The organism is Mycetocola sp. BIGb0189, from assembly GCF_024810155.1.
Lineage (GTDB): Bacteria > Actinomycetota > Actinomycetes > Actinomycetales > Microbacteriaceae > Mycetocola > Mycetocola lacteus.
In genome coordinates, this window is the sequence record NZ_JANUED010000005.1 from 97,307 (window position 1) to 117,565 (window position 20,259).

Sequence of the window (20,259 nt, forward strand, 5' to 3'; positions counted from 1 at the left end):
AATTGCGAATTTAGGGGGTTGGCTCGGGTGTGCAATCAGCCGTGGGGAGCTGCGGCGGATCATAGGCATATCCGAGAATCGTGGCTCGAGCCCCGACACGCACCGATGTGGCCCCTCCAGGGAGTGAGGGGACCGGAGTATCAGCGGCGCTCCACGGCCCTATCGGAGTCAGCCCTGACGCGGAGTTGGCATAGTAACGAACCTCCAGCGCGGCCGGAACCGAACCATTTACGGGGCCACGGAGTGTGGGCACCTGTCCCGGCACGGGGCAGGTAAGAACGTCGACCCGAGTGTGCAGAGGGGTCACCGGGGAAGTCGCGGTGAACTCGTCACTGCACCAGAAACTCCCCCACCCGCGGCAAGTTCTCAGCACTACCTCAACGCTGGTTCCGAAGAGGTTCTGGGCGGGTCGGATGAGGCCGTTCAGATCGTTCCATCCCGAGTTTTGCCCATTTGCTCTCACGCTGTATTGCACGCGGAAGCTCCCCAGATCCTTATCAAGACGCAAATCTCTCACATCAATCTGGGTGTCTCCGGTCGCATCCAGCACGGATTCTGTCCGTGCACCGATCACGGTGGGTGGACGCTGAATCGTATTGGTTGTTTTCTGCGTGCTGAAGAGCCCGTTAGACAGTTCTACCGTGTAGCTTGATCCCACACCTCCGCGATTATCTGTGCAGCTGCCCGCGGTTAGTCCCGCCTCCTGATCGCACACCACGCTCTGATCGCTTCGCATTACTCTGACTCGGAGTTTTGACGACCCCTGCCCGTCTGCGCTGTTCCACCGCACGATAATCGTTGATGACGGGGAATCACTCGGTACTTCCGCCGTAGCATCGCCAAGGATCGGTGGACCGACTGCCACCATTTGAGCAGACGCCGCGGGTCCTGGGTTGGTTTTATTCTTCGCAACGACCGTCAACGTATAGTTGGCCGTGGCCTGGACACCATCCACAATCTCAAGGGTCCCCACGGTTGCCGCAACTGTCCGTGAGAGTTCCACACCCGGGCCGCTAACCCGCACGTCATACGATTCGATCGGCGAACCCGGGGCTCCCCCGGAACCAGGCGACCACGTTGCAATTAGCCGAGGCCGATCTCCGGAGGCCGCAGCATCAAGCCGGACACCGGCGGGGGCGATGGGGGTTCCATCGATCAGAACGGTGCCGCCCAAATCGCCAAACTCTCCCGCGCCGAGAGCGTTAACCGCCTGCGCACGGAATCGATATCCGACACCATATTGCAACCCGTTGATCACACATGCGTCAGGGTTCACGCACTCGGCCTGGGGTCCACCCTCTCCCGCGCTCACCCGATAGGTCGTAATGTCAGAATAATTCGGGAATGCGTGAGGTATCGCGATGACGGCGCTAGCGGTGGCCACATCTGATGAGACCAGTCTGGGCGCACCCGGAGCATCGGGGACGTCCTGGACTCGGATGCTCAGATACCCGGTGGCCGTGCGGTTGGGGTCGTCGGTGGCATCCGCTACTCGGTAGGGCACCGTCACGTCACCGGTCTTTCCGGCACGATCGACGGAGATTGTCAAACGCCGCTTATCCGCGCTGGGTGAAAGCTGAATACCGGTGGGCAGGGACACTCCATCGGCGACCGATACAACTCGAAGAGGCTTGCCGGGGAAAGGATTAGTGGCCTCATCATTGGCCAGCACATCGATCGTGTCGCTCGTCCCACGACGAATGACCAGGCTATCCGGGATCGGTGAAACCAATGGTCGAGTAGAACTCACGATCTGCACGCTAATCGCCCCGGACTTGCCGGCTAGCTGCCCATCGGTCACCGAGACCAACACCGACGTCTGGGCTCCCGTTTGGACTCCATCGGCGGCGCGAATGGTGAGCACAGATCCAGCAACCTGGGCATTCACCACTGCTCGATCTCCGGAGTCTACCGTGAATCTCAGGTTCGGACGCCGATCGCTGTTGGCGACGTCAGTCAGCGCTTGAAGGTCCACCGTACGTTCGGAACCGGCCTCAAGGGTGATAGCGCTGCCATTAACTACGGGTGGCTGGTCCTCTACAGGCGTCACCTCGATGGGCAGGGTGAGCGTGGCGCTATTTCCCGCCCGTCCGGATCCGTCATCCACCGTGAATGTCACCGATGCGGGTCCGAAATAGCCGGTGGCCGAGACAAAGACGATTCCGCTCTGCCCGTCGGCCAGACGCTGTCCATTTGAATGGTTCGCGCTGACACCATCGGGGTCACTCAGCTTGGGGCTGCGGCCACGGGCCACGACCACATAGTCGTCAAGTTTGATTTTCAAACTTTCGCCGCTGGCGACCCTCAGCGGCGGAGCGTCACGACGTAGCTCGGGCCGAGTATCTCGACTGCCAGGTACCCAGATGAATGCAATGCTAGAGAGCTCGGGGGCATCCTTGCGCTGCACCCTGAAGGGTATGATCTGCGGAGCCGCATCGATTGTCACCTCAATCCGTCTTGCCTCGGTCACGGTCGCGCTCGGAAAGCCCTGTTCCACTCGGAGATCAAGCTCTCGAGTTGAGCCCTCAGCAAAGGTAACCTGCTTCAACGGGTCTACCAGGACTCGATCTCTGCCTACGATGTCCTGCGCGGAGAGCACCACATCTCGCGCATGGGGTCGTGCCAGCGGTGCATCGTCGGCGACCTGGATATACAGCCACGCGCTGCTTCGCCCACCACGCGGATTCTGAATCGTGTAGAGGACTCCGTAGGACCCGGCCGTGCGCGGAGCCGTCACCGAAACCTCGTTGGACCGGACCTCGGCCGTTACTCCCGATCCGGGTTCCACGGAGATAATGGTGAGCTCGCCGCGCTCGGGGTCTGAGTCATTGTCCAGGACCGGAATGCTCAGGCTGGTACCCGGACGCGTTGCGACCAGGTCGTCCATGGCCACCGGATTTCCCGCGGCCCCGCCGGGCGGGATAACCCCGATGCGAATGGTTCCGGTGCCCGTCGCGCCAAGCGCGTCAACTACCGTGTACTCCATACTGTCCGTGCCGCCCGAGTACGCACCGGCTGTGTACTCAATGTAATCACGTCCGGTTCCTGAAACCGCGCCCAGAGCAGGCGCAGAGGAAGCACCAGTCAGGGTGACCGCATCACCATCTGGATCAATGCCGTCCAAGGGGATGGGTATCTTCACAGACTTCCCAGCAACAACACGAGCAACCAGCGAACGCGGCGCGGGCGGGCGGTTGTTTGCCGCGTCGACTTCCCGCACGGTCAGGGTCACCGAAGCCTCTGCCCACTGTCCATCGGTGCTAGTAACTCGATATCGAGCCACATAGGTACCCGGATTCCGCGGAGCCAAGTAACGCAGACGATCTCCGGCCACAAAGAGGGTTCCTTCGTCTGGGCCAAGGTCTTGCGATAGCGTCTCGACAAGCGTCAGCGGTTTGCCGTTGGGCTGTACATCGTTATCAAGAACAGGGATTTCGGCAACCGTACCCACCCGGACCTCTACGGCGTCGGGATTTGCGACCGGGGGTTGCAAGCGCCCAGGTTCGGGAACCTCAATCAGAGTCAGGGTACCGTCGGCCGTGGTCGATCCATTCGAGACGACAAATCCTAGGGAAACGGGCGCACCGTTCAAGCTTGACTTTAACGTGACCCGAAGCATGCGGTGCTCAAGAATTTCAACGGTAATTCCCGAACCCTCGGGTGGTGCACTGACCGATGAAATCGTCAGTACGCCACCCGCAGGATCACTCGCCGGGGCAAGCACATCCACCAGGGTTGTGTTTTGAAGGTAGAGGAACGCGGTAACCGGGACCGTGATGGGGATGCTTTCTCCCTCAGGCTTGGGCATGATGGCGAAGCGCACGGTTCCAGCGGCGGTCAGGTTGCCGTCTGTCACCGAATACTCGGCAAGGTAGTTACCGGGTTTTCCTGCCGAGAACGTGAATGTCCCCGAGGAATAGTCCGGGCTAATCAGAACCGCCCCCTCGTTGCCCTCCGAAGACACACCGGTCAGGGTCACTTTACCGGTTCCTCCGCGCACATTATCCAGCGGCCGCACCGCGATTTCTTGATCGGCGTATCCTGTCGCGGTGAAAGACTCAGCGAGGAGCGGAACGCTGCCGGGAGCTCCTACGGTTACCGTGGCCAGTCCAGTACCGATCGTGGTTCCATCAGACACCGAGAGCGCAACGCTGCGCGTCTCGCCACTCCCCCCAGCCTCGGTAAACTGCGTGATCCCGTCCGGTGAGTAAGACACGGAATCTGGATCCCCGGTGCTTGCACTGGCGAGGTAGAGGGGATCAGAATCGGGATCCACCCAGTCATCGAGGGTCGAAATTCTCGCGGTCCCGCCAGCAGCCACCGAGCTACGAGTCGGTCGTACCTGAACAGGCGGAGAGTTTTCCTCGGGCGATCGAAGTGTGAGCGTGACGGTCGCAGAATCGGTATTACCGTGCCCGTCATCAATGGTGTATCCAAACGAAAGCACCGCGGGCATTTCTGGCCCGGGAGTGAATTGAATCTTCTGCGCGTTTTCGACCACGCTCAGCCGTCCCACCTCATGGCTAATCTCCGTGACGGCCGAGATGATCAAGGGGTCACCGTTTGGATCACTATCATTCAGCAATACGGGCAACACATTTCCCCTACCAGCGCGAACGCCGAACGCGTCGTCAACGGCGATCGGAGGCTTTTGTTGTGGGTCAATCTCCGGCGGAACGTCGCGTTCGTTTTCGACTGTTTCCGTGGACACTTCATCATCCACAAAATCCGACCAATTATTGATCAGCGCACCATTGCGTCGTAGTTCCCAGGTGGATCCAGTGCCTGGATCATTAGCGACAACCGAGCTGGCATTGACCGCTATCACCGGAGCATCTGCGGGAGCGCTGCCCGCCAGAGTAAACGACCGAACATCGCTCCCTCGGCATGAACGCAGCGCCTGCCCATCCGACCAGGCAAGAAAATCGCAGTCGTCAACGCGGACGGGTGTGGCAGGTAAACCGGAAACAGCCGCGGTTCGAAAAACTCGTTCAGCCCGCTCCGCACCGGGTTCAACGGCTAGCACCCCGGACGAGTACGCAATCAGAATTTGGGAGGAAGCCGCGGTTGAGGCCAAGAGTTTCGCCGTGCTCGCGTCGGATTTCAGCTCCGCAAGTTTGCCGATTTTTCCCGAGCTCCAGATCTCGGCAGATCCGGGGTTGAAAACCACAGGCTCGCCTCCGATCACACTCACCTGGGCACGATCAACCTTGCCTGAAAACCGAATAGTGGTTGTGCCCGGCCGAGCACCGTCACGAAGGGAGCCCGTGACGAGCTTCCCGCTCTTGGCGCTGTATCCCGCATAGTTCCCCGCAGAATCGGCACCCAGGACCGCATCAGCTCCGATGTTGAGGGCCGGGGCGGAAACCGCGCTAAAGTTACGCAGGTCATCCACCGAGCTTCGCCACACATCACCGCTCTCAGGAAGGTAGATTAGAACGGTGTCACCCGCATCGACGACCCGCGGGCGGCCTGCAGGTAGGGGCACGGTTTCGGTCACCGTTGCCAGGGCAGGATCAACCAGGGCCAGAGTGTTTTCCCCACTGTTGTAGAGCGTCACATGGGTGGGATCCTGAAGGATTTGGGTATCACCCGCAGACGTTCCAAACGCGGTGTTAAGTCGTGTAATCTCTGTATTCGCCTGGCCTACCAGCGCGCGAGAACCGTTTGATACCCAGACCGAACCACTCTCGAGTTGTGGTGCAAGTCGCTCAAATCCATGACTTACCACCACGGCCACCACGACGAGTGCAATAACAACGAGAGAAGAGACAACCGCGACGGTGGTCGGTCGAGGTCGACGGGCAGTGACGGCGGATCGTCGTGATCGTTTACGCATCATTCCGAACCTCGCGCACAGGCCGCACGGCTCACCGGTCCGTTACTGCCATTACGAACGACGGTCACCGTAATACACACGCGGCGAGGGTATTCCGAACGCGCCAGATCGAGTGTCCCTGCACGCTGTCTAATGCCGCTGCCTCCGTCGATGCGAACAAGAAATTCGTCGTCATCGGTGAGCGTCTCGGCAGGCCACGCAAAGCTGATGGAATCCGCGGTCACCGCACTCTCGATACCTGTGACCATCGGGATCTCGTCGGATCCGCGGCTGGTGGCTAGGTACACGGCGGCCCCACCGATGAGCACCACGGAAAGCATGCCCAGCCCGATAAGAAGTCGAGTCGGTCTGCGAGGCTGGGGCACTGGTGCCGCGCGAAGGACCGTTTGAGCGGCATCACTCTCCGAGAAGGCGCTGGCACTCCCGGTGGTTTCTCCGCGGCGAGAATCCTTCCGCACGCGAGTGGTCCGGGCTCGACGTGTGGGGTCGTTCCGCCGCTCGAGTGCACTATCGTCGCCGCGCGCCTCACGCTCAAAACTTTCGGAGTCAATCGCTCGAGACTGCAGAATATCCACAGGGCTCGGCCGCAACCCCAGGCCACTTTCTACCAGCTGCAGAGTTCTGAGCAGATCCAGTACGCTCTCCGGCCGTGCATCCGGATTCTTACTCAGCCCACGAGCGAGCGCGAGTTGCAGCTCTTCGGGAATATCATTGCGCTCAATTCGGGCGACGCGTTCTCGGGAAAGAATCCGTTTTGCGATGGCATCACTTGAATTGTCTTTCCCTGGAATCTCGAATGGTGACCTTCCGGCCAGCAACGCATAGACGGTGGCGGCAAACGCCCATACCTCGCTCCGGATTGTGCCTGTGGTTTCTCCCGACACGATTTCCGGCGCAGACCAGGGAATGGATAGTCCAACCGCCTGCATTCCTTCGGCCTGTGCAACGGTTGAGGCGATTCCGAAATCTGCGACAACTGGCTTTCCGTAGGCGGTGGTCAAGATGTTGGCGGGCTTGATATCACGATGCAGGATGCCACTACGATGAGCCGTCTCGAGCACTCCACCGGTGGCAATCGCGGTCGCCAATACCTCATCAAGAGAAAGGTTCTCGGCGCGGAATCGATCTCCATATCCGGTGGGGCAGTGCTCCATGACAAGGTAAGGCCTCCCATCGGAGGCAACATTTGCCTCGTACACGGTGAGGACCGCAGGATGGGAGGACAGCTGAGCCATGAGCGTCGTTTCAACCAGGAACATACGCCGCATTGCCTCGTCTGAGACACCTGGCAGAAGTACCTTAACGGCAACCTGCCGCCGCGGAAGTGCCTGCTCATACAGGTAGACATCGGCAAAACCACCGACGCCCAGGGCACGGAGATAGGTATAGCCAGGCAGCACCGGTGGCTGGGCAGGAAGCCTACGCCCCATGATCGAGAACTCCAATTCGAATGATGATGTCATCGCCGAGGTCTACGCGAGCATCGGTGGGGAGGGGCACCTCATCGCCCGAACGTAACCGGTACGGTGTCCCGGACGCCGGCACAATAATGGTGCCATTGCTTGTCCACAGATCGCGCACAAGAACGTGCGGTCCCTCTCGGCGAAACTGCACGTGGTTACTGGAAATTCCGGACCGTCGTCCCGCGACGGAGACCAGGAGTGCGTCTCGGTACTCAGGGTCCCGCGGCCGGCTCGGAGCACGTCCGATAATGGCCGAGGTCGCCAACTGATAGCTCTGGCTTCGCCCCTGGGATTCGATGATCAGGGCGAATGCTACGGGTAGCGAGATATCTACTGCATGCTCGCCAGCCTGCGCTGGCATCCTCATGCCAAGAACCGTGTGGTCGACTTCGGATGTGGCGTTGCCGAGCGAGATACCCGGGTGAGCCCTACGTGGTCCCAAAACGGTAGCGTCCACGTCCTCCGCCGAAGGGGAGAACCCCAGCACGGTCGCATCCGCATCACTTTCAGCATCCGGGTTCGAACGATGAACGCTCAGCACCGTCTCGTCCGCATCCACACCGACGCGGCGAACGCCCAGCACGGTCGCATCCGCATCGGGTTCCAATACAGCGGAGTCTGGGACACCGGGGTCACTAAGGTGCTCGCGAGCACCGAGCACGGTAGCCTCCGCGTCATTCCGATCGTCTGCATCTGCGGGATCGACAATCGTGATCTCCTCGACCGGGGTCGAGCTGCCAATCACGACCTCGACGATAGCCGAAAGCGCGTGAGGTAGCGCGTCCTGGCCCTCAAGCCGAAAAAGTTTCCCGTCGGCATCGCGAGCCCGAATCCACAGGTGTGAACCCAAACCAATCTGTACAGCGTTGAAGCTTCGAGAAATCATGGTGAATTCGTTGGCATCAATATGGTGCCGCAGAAGGTGCACGAGGGTGGGGTATTCCCAGACCGTCGTCATTTGCGTCATTAGTACCCCTCCCCCAGGTAACGCGATTATGTAGTTTTGAACGGCATGAGGCTGGGCCTAACGGCCCAGCCTCATGCACAGATTAGCCCTGGAACGCGCGGGTGACGTTTGCCTCGGACTCGGCGTAGTAGGCGCCGGCTTTGTTCAGCAGATCCGAAATTCCAGTCAGCGCGTGCTGCAGGCGCTGACCGGACGAGTTGAACTCCTCATACAGGTCTGCGAAGGCAGCCGAACCGGTTCCGGTCCAGTCGCCGCCGAGGCCGTTCACAACACCACGCAGCTCGCCCAGCAGACCTTCGATCTGCTGCGAACCTGCGGTGAGACGTGCGGACCCGGCAACAAGGCTCTCAGATGAGACGCGAATATCAGCCATAGTGTATCCCCCAGTATTTATGTGGAGGAGGACAACGAGTTTTGTCCCCCCAGTATGGGTTACCCTAATCGTTCCAACGACTCAATTCAATTCATGATGAACGTAAATCTATTATCCGTTGGCCGATGATCCGTCCGGATTTCCCCAATGTCTTGGAAGATCAGGAACGGCAGCGGTACCCCACTCGTTAAACGATACCTTGAGTTGACCAGACCCGTCGGTGATCGCCATCTCTCGCGGCAATGCAGGCCCCTCAGCATCGACTTCCAGGGTTCCTAGCAGCGCCCCGCCGGCGGAAATTGCTACCTGTGTGCGTGGTGCCCCACCGTCGGACATCCCGGAAATGCTGAGTTCAGGATTCGCAGGGTTGGTTTTTATGACGGATGCGAGCAGGCGGTCTGCCCGAGCAAATACCAACCAGGGTTCCAGCGGGTCCGCATCGCTGGGGAAACGAACCGGTTCCTCGGTGGGTGCGAGCACCCCTAGCGCCGTCATAAATGCGGAATTTCCGCTGGCGAAAACATAGGCTTCAGTAACTACTAGCGCTCCGACTCGGTCTCCCATTTTCACTTCGAGACGCATTTTCTCGGCACTCCCCGACGCATCGAAGCTCAGTGTTCGCGACTCTGAACCTTCCAGCCCGGGCCCAACCGATTCATCTTTCGGAGCGGGCAAACTGTACGTTCCCGAGAACCGAACGGACGTGCTGGCACGCACAGCCCCGATGACTCTGTCCGAGATTTCCGCGCCGCTTTGCGACGCGAGCCCATGTTCTCCCGAGGCATCGCTGGATTCGGCCGAGGAGAATCGCTGCGTCTGCGCGGGTTTATCTGCGCTACAGCCTGAAAGAAGCCCCACGCTAAGAAGCAAAACCGCGGTAATCGCACCGCCAGACCGGATCACGATTTGGTGGCCTTGTCCACACAAATCTTTCCGGCACCGTGATCGGCCAGTGCCGAGTCAGCGGCATTTGAGTCGAGGTCATTCAACCTCGATTCAGGGACAACGATGAGGCAGGAATCCGCCGTTATTTTCCCACCGCCGCGCGGGAGCCATGCTTCGCGCCCGTTTCGAATGCTGCTGCTGAAGTCCGTGGGTACTGAACCTTTTTCGCCGATAAGAAGCACACTGTACGGAACGTTGGGGCCATCCCAGCGGAGAATGTAGCTCTCACCCACATTTTCCAACGAGACGTTTTCCACACGAGCCGGCGGAGCGAATACTGTCTGGGCAAGGACAACGCCCACCACCACGAGAACCGCAACGATAGTCAATGCCATTGACACAATAAAAGCCGGCTGGCGAGTGAGTTTTCGCGGAGGCTCCGGTGCCTCCAGCTCAGGTAGAAGTTCCCGAGGACGCTCAAGCGTGGTCTTGGTCTTGGGGTTGAGTCCCCAGCTGAGCGCCTCAATCTGAAGCCGATCGGCACCGTCCCCCACCACCGCGCCACTTAACACCGCGGATGCTATGGCAGGCGGAGCCGAAGGGAGGGCGCTTGAGGCAGGGGAGGATACCGGCATGGCCGCTCGCGTGGGTTGCGCGGCACGATGCGACAATCCATCACTCTTCTGAGGACTGTTAGCGGGCCGCAGCGATGAGGGAGCGTCCATCGTAGGAGACAAAACGGGTGAGCCAGGAACAGCAGGAGGAGTCCGGGCAGGTTCCCCCTGCGAATCACGGGAGTCAACCCACCGCACCGAACGACGTGTCACCGGTGCGTCCTCGGGGAGGCTCCCAGATAGCGGTTTGGCTGCGGTCGACCCCTCAGCCGTTTCCTTCTCCCTAGCCGGAGTCAATCGAATCCGCTCGGGTTGTGCACGAACCGGTGCGGCGGGGCGAGTGATCGCAGTCGCCGTCTGTCGCACCGGCGGCGGCGTCTTTAGAGCGTCCTGTCCGGTCACCTTGGGTTGAAGCCGAATGGGACGTTTGGGGTCGCGCATTGCGTTCCCGTCTTCCTGCCCGTTGTTAGCGGATGGAGACGGGTGCTTATCCGTTTCGGAGCTCACGCGATCGTCCCCTTTTCCCCCAGCCGTGCGCGACTTACTAGATGCTAATATACCCGAGGTGATGAATCCTGCCGACGAGTGCTCGGGTAGTTTGATGTGACATCACATATTTCCCGGGGGGGTGTCTAATGCGCAAGGTATTCTTGGCTTTTGCTGCCGCTGCCTTGGGCATCCTGACGTTCGGGAGCGCCCTACCGGCAGGGGCGATATCACCGCACACAGAAACCTCTGCCTCGCAGCTGTCGGTAAATGTTCCCTATCTTGGCGCGGTATCCCGCGACGTTCCCGCTGGGTGGACGGTCGAGGCATGTCCGGAGGGCGCAGCTCCTAACCTGGTGAGTCTGACATGCGAGGGAAATCGAGTCACCTTCACAGGTAATGGTTACATCGCCGATCAGGAACCTCAGCGAGTCACCGTGCTTCTGCGATTTGACGGTGCACCTCAGCGGCTGCTCTACACGGTGAAGCTTGACCCTCCTCGGCTCACGGCCCCTGCGTCCATTCAGTACGGAGTCGCGCTTTCCCAGGGCACTCCCGCCACCATCCCGTATTCCGAACGTGGGTACTCCTGTGAGGCGTGCACCACCGGCGGGCCGACATTCACCGCGGGCACGGTGGACCCTAAATCGGCCGGCACTCTTCGCTTCTCATCAACCGGGATCGAGTTCCGCCCGGCCCCTGATTTCACGGGAGAGGCCGTCCTGGGATTCGCCATCCGGGATTCCTTCGGACAGCAAACTGATCCGTCCCAGTTGACCGTCAATGTGTTTGCGGCCCCACGCCCCGCACCGGGGGCCGTCACCGACACCGTGCAGGTGGGTGTCGGTGAAAAGGCACTCGGTAACGCCATTTCAAACGATGTTTTTGAGAGCGGCGACTCCCTCACGCTCATCGCGTGCGGCAAACCCGGCAATGGAACGGTAATCTGCGGCGAGGATGGGCACTTTACCTACACACCCAGACCAGGTTTCAGCGGGATCGACCAGTTTAGCTATCGCATCTATAGCGCCGCATCCGGTGCTCAGGTTGTCGGTTCGGTACTGGTGGGCATCGGTGCAGATCCGCAGGCGGCCCTGGCGGTTCCCACCGGTGCCGAGGCCACCCCCCAGATTGTCCCCGCATCAACCCAGAATTCCCGCACCGGGTCAACGGGCATCCTCGGTGTGTTTCAGGACGCACTCACGCAGATCCAGAATGGCCACTAGTGGCCCAGCCAGAATCGGAGTTTTCCCGTGCGCCTTTCCTTTAGTCTTCCCCAGGCTCACCCAAAACCCGCCGTAGATGTGGTGGTTGATGCGGATGAATCCGTGACCGTTGAGGAGCTCGCACTGGCTGTACGAGTAGATCCCGCCCGACTCTTCCCCGGGGTCGATGCGGAGGCGGCGTTTGGTGACACCGGTGTTCTTGTTGGGGAAACGCTTCCCCGCGAAAATGCCCCGCTCCTGCCGCCAGGGACGCTGCGTCTTGAAGTGGTCGGGGGCCCATACGCGGGCGAGAGCATCGCATTGCCCGGCGGAAACACCATCGCAATCGGCTCTGCCAGATCCGCGCAGCTGCGACTTATCGATCCGACCGTCGCCGACGCGCATGCGATGCTTGAGGTTCCTCCCCAGCAGAGCCAGCCCTCCGGCCGAGGAGCGAGGGCAGACTTCGCCCCGGTCATTTTCCATCCGTCCGATGTCGATGCGCCCGTGTTGGTGAACGGGGCGCGGATAGATGAGGCCACCGAGTGCGGACCCGACGACTATATTCAGATCGGCGCGAGTCTCTTTCGGGTCGGGCGAGTTCCCGAACGAAACACGTCGATTCCGGCAGAATCTCCCGGCCGAGTGGCGTTCAACCGAGCATCCCGCATCGTCCCGCCGACTACCGTGCCGGTGGTGAAGCTGCCCGGGGAAAAACCCGTCGATGCCGAACGCAGCCCGATCCCCTGGCTCTCGGCCCTCATTCCGGTGCTCATCGGTGTGGTCGCCGCAATCGTGTTCCAGCGCATGTTCATGCTGCTCTTTGCCGCAGCAGCACCTCTGATGGTCATTGGCACCTACTTCACCAGTAAGCGTGCGGCGAAGCGTTCGGGCAAGCGCACGGTGGAAAAATGGCAGGAAGAGATCGTAGACGCACGCGATACCCTAGCCCTGCTCACCCGAAATCAGCGCACACGGGCATGGGCTACCCGGATGGATCCGGTCTTGGCCGCAGACATCGCCCTCACCCCGCTTGCCCGGTTGTGGGAACGCCGGGTCACCGATGCGGATGCCCTGGGCATTCGTGTGGGTGTGGGGGAACAGGACCTCTCGGTGACGTTTGAAGGCGAACGGGTCCGCGAGGCCGGTGAGGCCGTAGCTCTGGGACTCTCGCCAGTACCTATCGAGATCGACCTCGCCCGCGGCGTTGCCGGTATTGCAGGCCCACGCCCGGTCACGCTGAGCGTGGCACGCTCCCTCCTCATACAGCTCGCGGTCTCTCGTTCTCCTCGCGACCTCTCGATGATGCTGCTGTGTGCAGACGACTCGGCCGAGGAATGGTCATGGTTGCGGTGGCTGCCGCATGCCGACGGAGGAACCCGGGCCATCGCCCTGGTCGGCAATAGCGCCGAGAGCAGGCATGCCCGGCTGAACGAGTTGGGTTCACTTTTGGAAGCACGGCGCGCGGCAGATCCGCGTGGCACCAGCTCCTACGATGCGCAGACAGTCGTGGTGATCGACAACCCACGCGAGTTCCGCACGCTCCCGGGAATGGTGACCCTGCTGGATCAGGGCCCACGCTATGGAATTTTTGTCCTGGCGCTGGCAGCCGATCGCTCCGAGCTACCCGAGGAATCCGTGACCGAGGTGCTGGTGGATCCGGAGGACGTCACGCTGGCCCAGGTGGTTTCTGCTACCAACCCATGCCCGGTGGTCCTTCTGGATGGTTGCTCCCGGCGACAGGCCGAACGAATCGCACGCGCGCTGTCACCCATCGTTCACGTGGGTGGTGCCGGTGACGATAACCTCCTGCCTCAGTCGGTACGGTTTGTGGACCTGCAGGGGATCGATCTGGATTCGCCGGATGCGCTGTTAGCTCGCTGGGCCTATTCTCCCCGGGACACCCGGGCGGTTGTGGGTGCTGGAGTCGAGGGCCCCTTTGCCCTGGATCTTGCCTCCGATGGCCCGCATGGACTGGTTGCCGGAACCACCGGTGCGGGAAAATCCGAGTTCTTGCAGACACTGGTGGTGTCCCTTGCCCTGGTGAATCGTCCGGATGCATTGAATTTTGTTCTGGTGGACTACAAGGGTGGTTCGGCCTTTGCCGACTGTGAACGTCTTCCGCACACGGTGGGATTGGTCACCAACCTGGACGGGCGCGAAACCGAACGTGCCCTGGAGTCGCTGGATGCCGAGCTGAAGCGTCGCGAGGGGGTTCTGCGTGACATGGGAGCTAAGGACGCGGACACCGCGTGGGCGAAGGATCCGGATATGGCCTCACGCAGAGGTCTTGCCCGGCTGGTGCTGGTGATCGATGAGTTTGCCGAGCTACGGGCCGAGCTACCGGAGTTTGTGACCGGTCTGGTTCGCATCGCTCGTGTGGGTCGTTCGCTGGGAGTGCATCTGATTCTGGCGACCCAGCGTCCGGCCGGGTCGATTACCCCCGAGATGCAGTCGAACACAAACCTTCGAGTATCACTCCGAGTCACGGACAAAGCGGATTCGATCGATGTTCTTGGGTCGCCCGAGGCTTCGCTGATCGCGTCATCCACCCCCGGCCGGGGGTATGCTCGTCGCGGCGTGGGCGCCGCGCCCGCCGCGTTCCAGACTGCTCGAGTTGCGGGACGTCGTCCCGGTATCAGTCACGCGGCGGCAAGTGTGCCGCGAGTGCTCACTCGGTCGTGGCGGGAGATTGGTTTGCCAGCGGTGTTTCCCAAGCAGTCGGGGACCGCGGATCACGGGCCTATCGATCATGACGATACCGATCTGCGGGCGCTGGTCAACGTAATCACCTCGGCCGCGGTCGCCAGCGGCGTGCCCAAGAATCCCTCCCCCTGGTTGGAACCGCTGCCGCTCGTGGTAGGTGTGGATGATATTCCGGCACCCGAGGGTTCGAGTGCGGTGGTCCTCGGGCGCGAGGATGTTCCGTCCGAGCAGACGCAACGCCCCCTGCTTTGGGATGTGCGTACGCAATCGCATGTGGCGCTGATTGGTGGTTCGCGGTCGGGCCGCACCAGCACGCTTCGAACGATTGTGGCTCAGCTCGCCCAAAATTTTGCACCGCACGATTTGCACCTGTACGGGGTGGACTACGGCACCGGGGCCCTCGCTCCGATGGACGCGCTTCCGCATACCGGAGCGGTCATCACCGCGATGGATGGTCCCCGACTCGACGCGTTTATGGATCGTCTGGCCGCGGAGATTCGTGGGCGGCAGCAGAATCTGTCGCGCGGTGCGTTTGGCGGGATTGAGGAGCAGCGTGCGGCCTCGGGGCCCGGCGCGCTTCCGTTTATTGTGGTGTTGATTGATGGCTGGGACCGTCTGCTGTCTGAGCTGGGGCAAGACCGCGCGATCGCGTTCCGTGAACGCCTGTTGCGTGTGTTGCGGGAAGGCCCGGCGGTGGGAGTACGGATCGTACTCACGGGCGATCGCGGGTTGTTTAACGACAAGGTGGCCGGGTTCATCGATACCCGTTACGTGTTCCCGCTGACCGATCGAGGCGACTATCTGAGTGCGGGGCTGAAGGCCTCCGCGCTGCCCGAGCACATCGCCCCGGGACGCGTCTATTTTGGAGCGCCGATGCGCGAGGTTCAGATGGCATTGTTGCCCGGTGGTGCCGCCGGCGATGCTCAAAATGAGGCCTTCCGCACCATCATTCGGGAGGTTTCCGAACGGTGGCGTGCGGCACCGGACGTGGGCCTGTTCGCGGTCCCGTTCCGGGTGGACCCGCTGCCGCACACGATTGCATTGAGCGAGGCGTTACAGCTACCGCTGTCCGCGGGTGGCTCCGAGTCCGGCGTCACGGTTGCGGTGGGTGGGGATACCCTGTCCCGCTTCGTGTGGGATCCGGCGGAAGCACCGGGGTTCCTGGTGGTAGGCGAGCGGCGCAGCGGCCGCAGCGGTGTGTTGACGGTGTTGGCAGGACAGTTACTGGGTCGGAGACGTCTGGTGGTGGTGGCTCCCAAAGCTTCGCCGCTGCGCGGTCTGGCTGAAAAACACGGTGTTCCGCTCATCACCGAGGCAGGTATTTCGGCCGCCGATGCGATGTCGCTGCTGACCTCGTCCGAGCCGACTTCCGAGCGCACCATCGTGTTTATTGACGATTTTGAGTTGCTGAAGGCAAGCGCGCTCGCACAGACCCTGATGGATCTGAAGGACTCGCTGGTGTTTGTGATGGCCATCGCTCAGGATGATGTGAGTGCTCAGTTTGGCGGGGTGTTCGGTGAGGTGAAGCGGGCGGGGCAGGGAATGCTGCTGTCGCCGGCGTTCGCAAATTCAGGTGTTCAGTCATTCGGGGCGGCGGTGCCCTCCGGATTGCTGGGGCGTGCGGATGCGGGTCGTGCGGCGCTGTTCAACGGCGACGGTTTCATCGCTGCGCAGGTTCCGCTGAGCGACGGGGTCGAGTAGCCCTGCAACCAATAGTGCCCGTGCCATCCGAATGGATGGCACGGGCACTTTTTGCTGGCGGTTACGAAGTGGGAGAGGGACTCGACGACGACTCCTTCTCTTCAAGCTCCTTCATATCCTTCTCCGCAATTGCCCGCGAATCACCGGGATAGCAGCCAGTAGAACCTGAAACACCAAATCTGTGGTCCGTGCCATCGTTACTCAAATAGAATTCGCCCCCGTCCTTCAAATGAGCGGTCACACCAAAATGCCACTCAGCAAAACTCTGCCGAGAAACAGTGAAACCCTTTTCTTCCCACGACTTCGCCACAGCATCAGCAAGCGCCTTCGGATCAGCAACCTGCTCCTGCATAATCCGAGTGCCGTTGTAATAAAACGCACCACCACCCGTGCACCGATTAGCCAGAGGGCTATCCTTATTGCTCCATTCGCCTCCGGCGAGTTCTTGCACCGCATCAAACTCACGCCACAAATCAGTCTTCACCTTCACCGGATCCGCACTCGACTAATTCACTTCCGGAACACGCACAGCATCCCCCGCATCAGCACACCCCGACAACACCAACACGGCTGCTACCGCCCCCGCGGACATCACCCGACCGAGCCTCGCCCACCCCCGCAAAGCCATAACCTACTCAGAAGGAGAAGGACTCGACGACGACTCCTTCTCTTCAAGCTCCTTCATATCCTGCTCACCAATCTTCTGCGAATCACCCGGATAACAACCCGTTGTCCCAGACACAAAGAATGTCTCTTCGTCGTTATCGTTCTTCAGTTCTAGCGTTCCACCGTCGGCAAGGTCGGCGAAAACATCAACATCATCCTCGAAATAATGTGTCCGTGTTACCTCAAAACCCCGCTCAGCCCACAACTTCGCCACAGCATCAGCAAACGCCGCAGGATCCGGCAACCGCTCCTTCATGACACGAGTGCCCGTGTAAAAAAACGCGCCACCACCCGTGCACCGGTTCGCGATCAAGCTATCTTGATTCGTCCACTCCCCACCAGCAAGCTCCTGCACCGCATCCAACTCACGCCACAAATCAGTCTTCACCTTCACCGGATCCGCACTCGACTTATTCACTTCCGGAACACGCACAGCATCCCCCGCATCAGCACAACCCGACAACACCAACACGGCTGCTACCGCCCCCGCGGACATCACCCGACCGAGCCTCGCCCACCCCCACAAAGCCATAACCTACTCAGAAGGAGAAGGACTCGACAACGGCTCCCGCTCCTTTAACTCCTTCTTATCATTCTTAACGATCTCCAAATAATCACCGGGATAGCAACCCGTGGTGCCAGAAACAAAGAACCTGTGGTCAGTCCCATCGTTACTCAAATAGAATTCGCCCCCGTCCTTCAAATGAGCGGTCACACCAAAATGCCACTCAGCGAAACTCTGCCGAGAAACAGTGAAACCCTTCTCTTCCCATGACTTCGCCACAGCATCAGCAAGTGCCTTCGGATCAGCAACCTGCTCCTGCATAACCCGCGTACCGTTGTAGCTGAAAGCCTTGCCCGGCTTACCGCACTGATTCGGAATCCGACTATCCTGCTTCGTCCACTCCCCACCAGCAAGCTCCTGCACCGCATCCAACTCACGCCACAAATCAGTCTTCACCTTCACCGGATCCGCACTCGACTTATTCACTTCCGGAACACGCACAGCATCCCCTTCACTCGAACACCCAGTAACGATCAACATCAGCGCCAAAACACCCACCACAGATGCCCCGACACGCACTTTCTTATGGACCATAAAATCCCCGCTTCGACTGTTGAATAAGAGCACGGCCTACATTCGACCAATAATTGTTGTCCACATCATCACGATCACCCTTGGTCAGGTCAGGAGTATCGCTATTAATGATGAGTCTGAGATTCCACATCGATTCAGAGTTTTTCCCCAAATGAGTGTTCTTAAACGTATCTTCGTCGGCAACGCCGCCATTCTCTTCTGACCCGATTTCCGTAGCCTTGCCCGTGGCATCGTGACCATCCACGCGCAACAGAGAGTCCTTGCCAATTTTGGTCCCGTCGGATCCAAACGCGGTTGCACCCCAGGACTCCGCCTCCGGATTCAACCGCCCCGAGAACCGCCCCATATCCGCAACATCATCACCCTTGGGCTCGGTCACATACACATGCTTGGGATCAATATGAAGATCCTTGATGCTAATCGACTTATCAATACCCGCCGAACTCAACATCGTAAACGAGTCCAACCCCACATTCCCCTTAGCCATGGCAAAGGTCGCAGTGGTCGTCCCATACGAATGCCCCACAAGATTAAACCGGCCCCCCTCGGGCTTCCTGGAGTCATAACCCTGCAACAGCGCATACAACCGATCCCCGCCCCGACGCGCATCATCGCTGCGTAAAACACCGCCAGGATCAACAATATCCAGCTGCGGCGACTCATAATTCAAAAACACAATCGCCGCATGATCTTCCTTACCTTCGATCATGTTCAGGGTGCCCTGAATATAAGCCTCGGGCTTCGACCCTTTACTATTCATCCCCGGCACAAACACCGTGGTGTTCTTTGCCGTATCTAGATCTCCCAGACCGATCGACACCAGCGGAAAACGCGACGTCTTGTATTCGAAATTCACCAGGTATCGCGGCGGAGTGAGCTCCAGACCATTTCCATCGGTAAACGCGTTAAAAAGCGCATCCAGGTTCTCGTATTTCTCCTTCGCCTCTAAATACGCCTTAGACGCATACTCCGAACCCGGGAAATACTTCGCCGTATTCCACGCAGCCTCGGCCTCCTCAAACTCCTTCTTCAACTCGGCACGACGCTCTTCCAACACACGAATATTCGCCTTGGATCGGTCCGAATACCGCGCCCCCTCCAACCCGCCCACAAACTCCGAACGATCCTCCACCAACGACGTCTTCACACGATCCGACAGCCCATCCCACACCATCGCCACACCCGAAGCATCCATCTGCTTCAACAACCCATACGCCTCATCCGCAGACAACCCAGTCAAAAACTGCGCCAACCCCGCCGGAGTCAAACTCGTAATATCCGTCCCCGCACGCACACCAGCAACCAACCTCAACTGCACCCACGACGCCGGCATCACACCCTCAAGACCCGACACACACGCACGCTCAGCCTCACGCCGCTCCTGGGCCAAACCCTGTAAATCAGCAATCGCAGCAAAATACGCATCATGCCCAGCAACCTGCATACTCACAAAACTGCCCGGCACCGGCACCGAGGGAACACTCCCCACCGCCAGTAGCCCCGCAGACACATCATTACGTTTCTTCGCCGCGTCGGCCTGGAACGTGGCTAGTGCCTGTTCCCTCCGAGCCTTGGCCGCGGTCGCGCGCGCCTGTAGATCCTCCATCACCGACCCGAACCGGGAAATAATGGTCCCCATCTCGGCCTCGATCCGGGAAAACTCCACCACCGCGTCATGCTGAGTTTGTACCTGATGAGCCCAGGTCTCCCCGCCCTCGCCCTGCCAGTGCAACGGGGTCTCGGCCACGGCCGCGTTAAGCGTGGACACCACGCTCTGCAACTCGCCACTCTCCCGCGTCAACGCGGCACCGGTCGCAACAGCTCCCGAAAAATCCCCCACCCCAGGATCAGCCTCAGACCAACTCATTTGTCACTCCCCGCCTGTGCCGCCAGGCTCACGCCCTGATCGGTGGCCAAATACTGTTCGACAGCGGCGCTTCCCGCCTGCTGCAAGCGCATCAGCGAATCCGCAGTATTGCGGGAAGTCAGTACCCGCCACGCCAGACTATCGGCGATCGACGAGGAGACCCCGTCGCTTCGACTTCCCGAAGCATCGTCCAGACCGCCGGTGGGCATGCTGTTGCTCTGCGACCCCACACTCGTAGAGATCGCTCCTATCATGGCGGTATTGATCGCCCAGTTTGCCATTCGTTTCCCCCAAAAAGCTTCGGCACCAGGCTAACACGCCGCACAGGGACCAAACGAAATAAGACCCCTCGAAGTGGTCACTACCGCGAAATGGGTAACATTGCGGA

General features: G+C 60.2%; 13 protein-coding genes. 2 read left to right on the forward strand and 11 right to left on the reverse strand.

From position 1 onward, the window contains the following. Window positions 1-10: 10 nt before the first annotated feature. The 6 genes from M2390_RS09275 to M2390_RS09300 all read right to left on the reverse strand — a co-directional run bounded on the left by M2390_RS09275 (window position 11) and on the right by M2390_RS09300 (window position 9,922). Window positions 11-5,842, reverse strand: coding sequence for an Ig-like domain-containing protein (locus M2390_RS09275; protein ID WP_259178185.1), 5,832 nt, complete (start codon window positions 5,840-5,842; stop codon window positions 11-13). After that, the gene (locus M2390_RS09280; RefSeq protein WP_259178186.1) at window positions 5,839-7,302 is read right to left on the reverse strand and encodes a serine/threonine-protein kinase; all 1,464 of its coding nucleotides are present in this window, start codon (window positions 7,300-7,302) and stop codon (window positions 5,839-5,841) included. The genes M2390_RS09275 and M2390_RS09280 overlap by 4 nt, the downstream gene beginning before the upstream one ends. Continuing rightward, on the reverse strand, window positions 7,259-8,269 hold the full coding sequence (locus tag M2390_RS09285; protein ID WP_259178187.1) for an FHA domain-containing protein: 1,011 nt from the start codon (window positions 8,267-8,269) through the stop codon (window positions 7,259-7,261). Before M2390_RS09285 ends, M2390_RS09280 begins: the two co-directional genes overlap by 44 nt. 82 nt (window positions 8,270-8,351) lie before the next feature. Beyond that, window positions 8,352-8,642, reverse strand: a complete 291-nt coding sequence (locus tag M2390_RS09290) for a WXG100 family type VII secretion target (RefSeq protein ID WP_259178188.1) — start codon at window positions 8,640-8,642, stop codon at window positions 8,352-8,354. Between the two features lie 111 nt (window positions 8,643-8,753). After that, window positions 8,754-9,545: a hypothetical protein gene (locus tag M2390_RS09295; RefSeq protein ID WP_259178189.1), complete on the reverse strand. Its 792-nt coding sequence runs from the start codon at window positions 9,543-9,545 to the stop codon at window positions 8,754-8,756. Beyond that, the gene (locus M2390_RS09300) at window positions 9,542-9,922 is read right to left on the reverse strand and encodes a hypothetical protein (RefSeq protein WP_259178190.1); all 381 of its coding nucleotides are present in this window, start codon (window positions 9,920-9,922) and stop codon (window positions 9,542-9,544) included. The genes M2390_RS09295 and M2390_RS09300 overlap by 4 nt, the downstream gene beginning before the upstream one ends. 854 nt (window positions 9,923-10,776) lie before the next feature. Here M2390_RS09300 and M2390_RS09305 point away from each other — a divergent pair. After that, on the forward strand, window positions 10,777-11,853 hold the full coding sequence (locus tag M2390_RS09305; protein WP_259178191.1) for an Ig-like domain-containing protein: 1,077 nt from the start codon (window positions 10,777-10,779) through the stop codon (window positions 11,851-11,853). A gap of 27 nt (window positions 11,854-11,880) precedes the next feature. Next, the gene (locus tag M2390_RS09310; RefSeq protein WP_259178192.1) at window positions 11,881-16,239 is read left to right on the forward strand and encodes an FtsK/SpoIIIE domain-containing protein; all 4,359 of its coding nucleotides are present in this window, start codon (window positions 11,881-11,883) and stop codon (window positions 16,237-16,239) included. 61 nt (window positions 16,240-16,300) lie between these two features. On the opposite strand, the gene M2390_RS09315 is transcribed toward M2390_RS09310, so the two are convergent. The 5 genes from M2390_RS09315 to M2390_RS09335 form a co-directional block, all read right to left on the reverse strand. Beyond that, a complete protein-coding gene (locus M2390_RS09315; protein WP_259178193.1) occupies window positions 16,301-16,729 on the reverse strand; it encodes a hypothetical protein in 429 nt (142 codons plus the stop codon). 141 nt (window positions 16,730-16,870) lie between these two features. After that, on the reverse strand, window positions 16,871-17,338 hold the full coding sequence (locus M2390_RS09320) for a hypothetical protein (RefSeq protein WP_259178194.1): 468 nt from the start codon (window positions 17,336-17,338) through the stop codon (window positions 16,871-16,873). Between the two features lie 102 nt (window positions 17,339-17,440). Further along, entirely contained in the window at window positions 17,441-18,004 is a 564-nt protein-coding gene (locus M2390_RS09325; protein WP_259178195.1) for a hypothetical protein, read from the reverse strand. Then, the gene (locus M2390_RS09330; RefSeq protein ID WP_259178197.1) at window positions 17,994-19,871 is read right to left on the reverse strand and encodes an alpha/beta hydrolase; all 1,878 of its coding nucleotides are present in this window, start codon (window positions 19,869-19,871) and stop codon (window positions 17,994-17,996) included. The genes M2390_RS09325 and M2390_RS09330 overlap by 11 nt, the downstream gene beginning before the upstream one ends. Continuing rightward, a complete protein-coding gene (locus M2390_RS09335; protein WP_259178199.1) occupies window positions 19,868-20,152 on the reverse strand; it encodes a hypothetical protein in 285 nt (94 codons plus the stop codon). Before M2390_RS09335 ends, M2390_RS09330 begins: the two co-directional genes overlap by 4 nt. Between the last annotated feature and the right edge of the window lie 107 nt (window positions 20,153-20,259).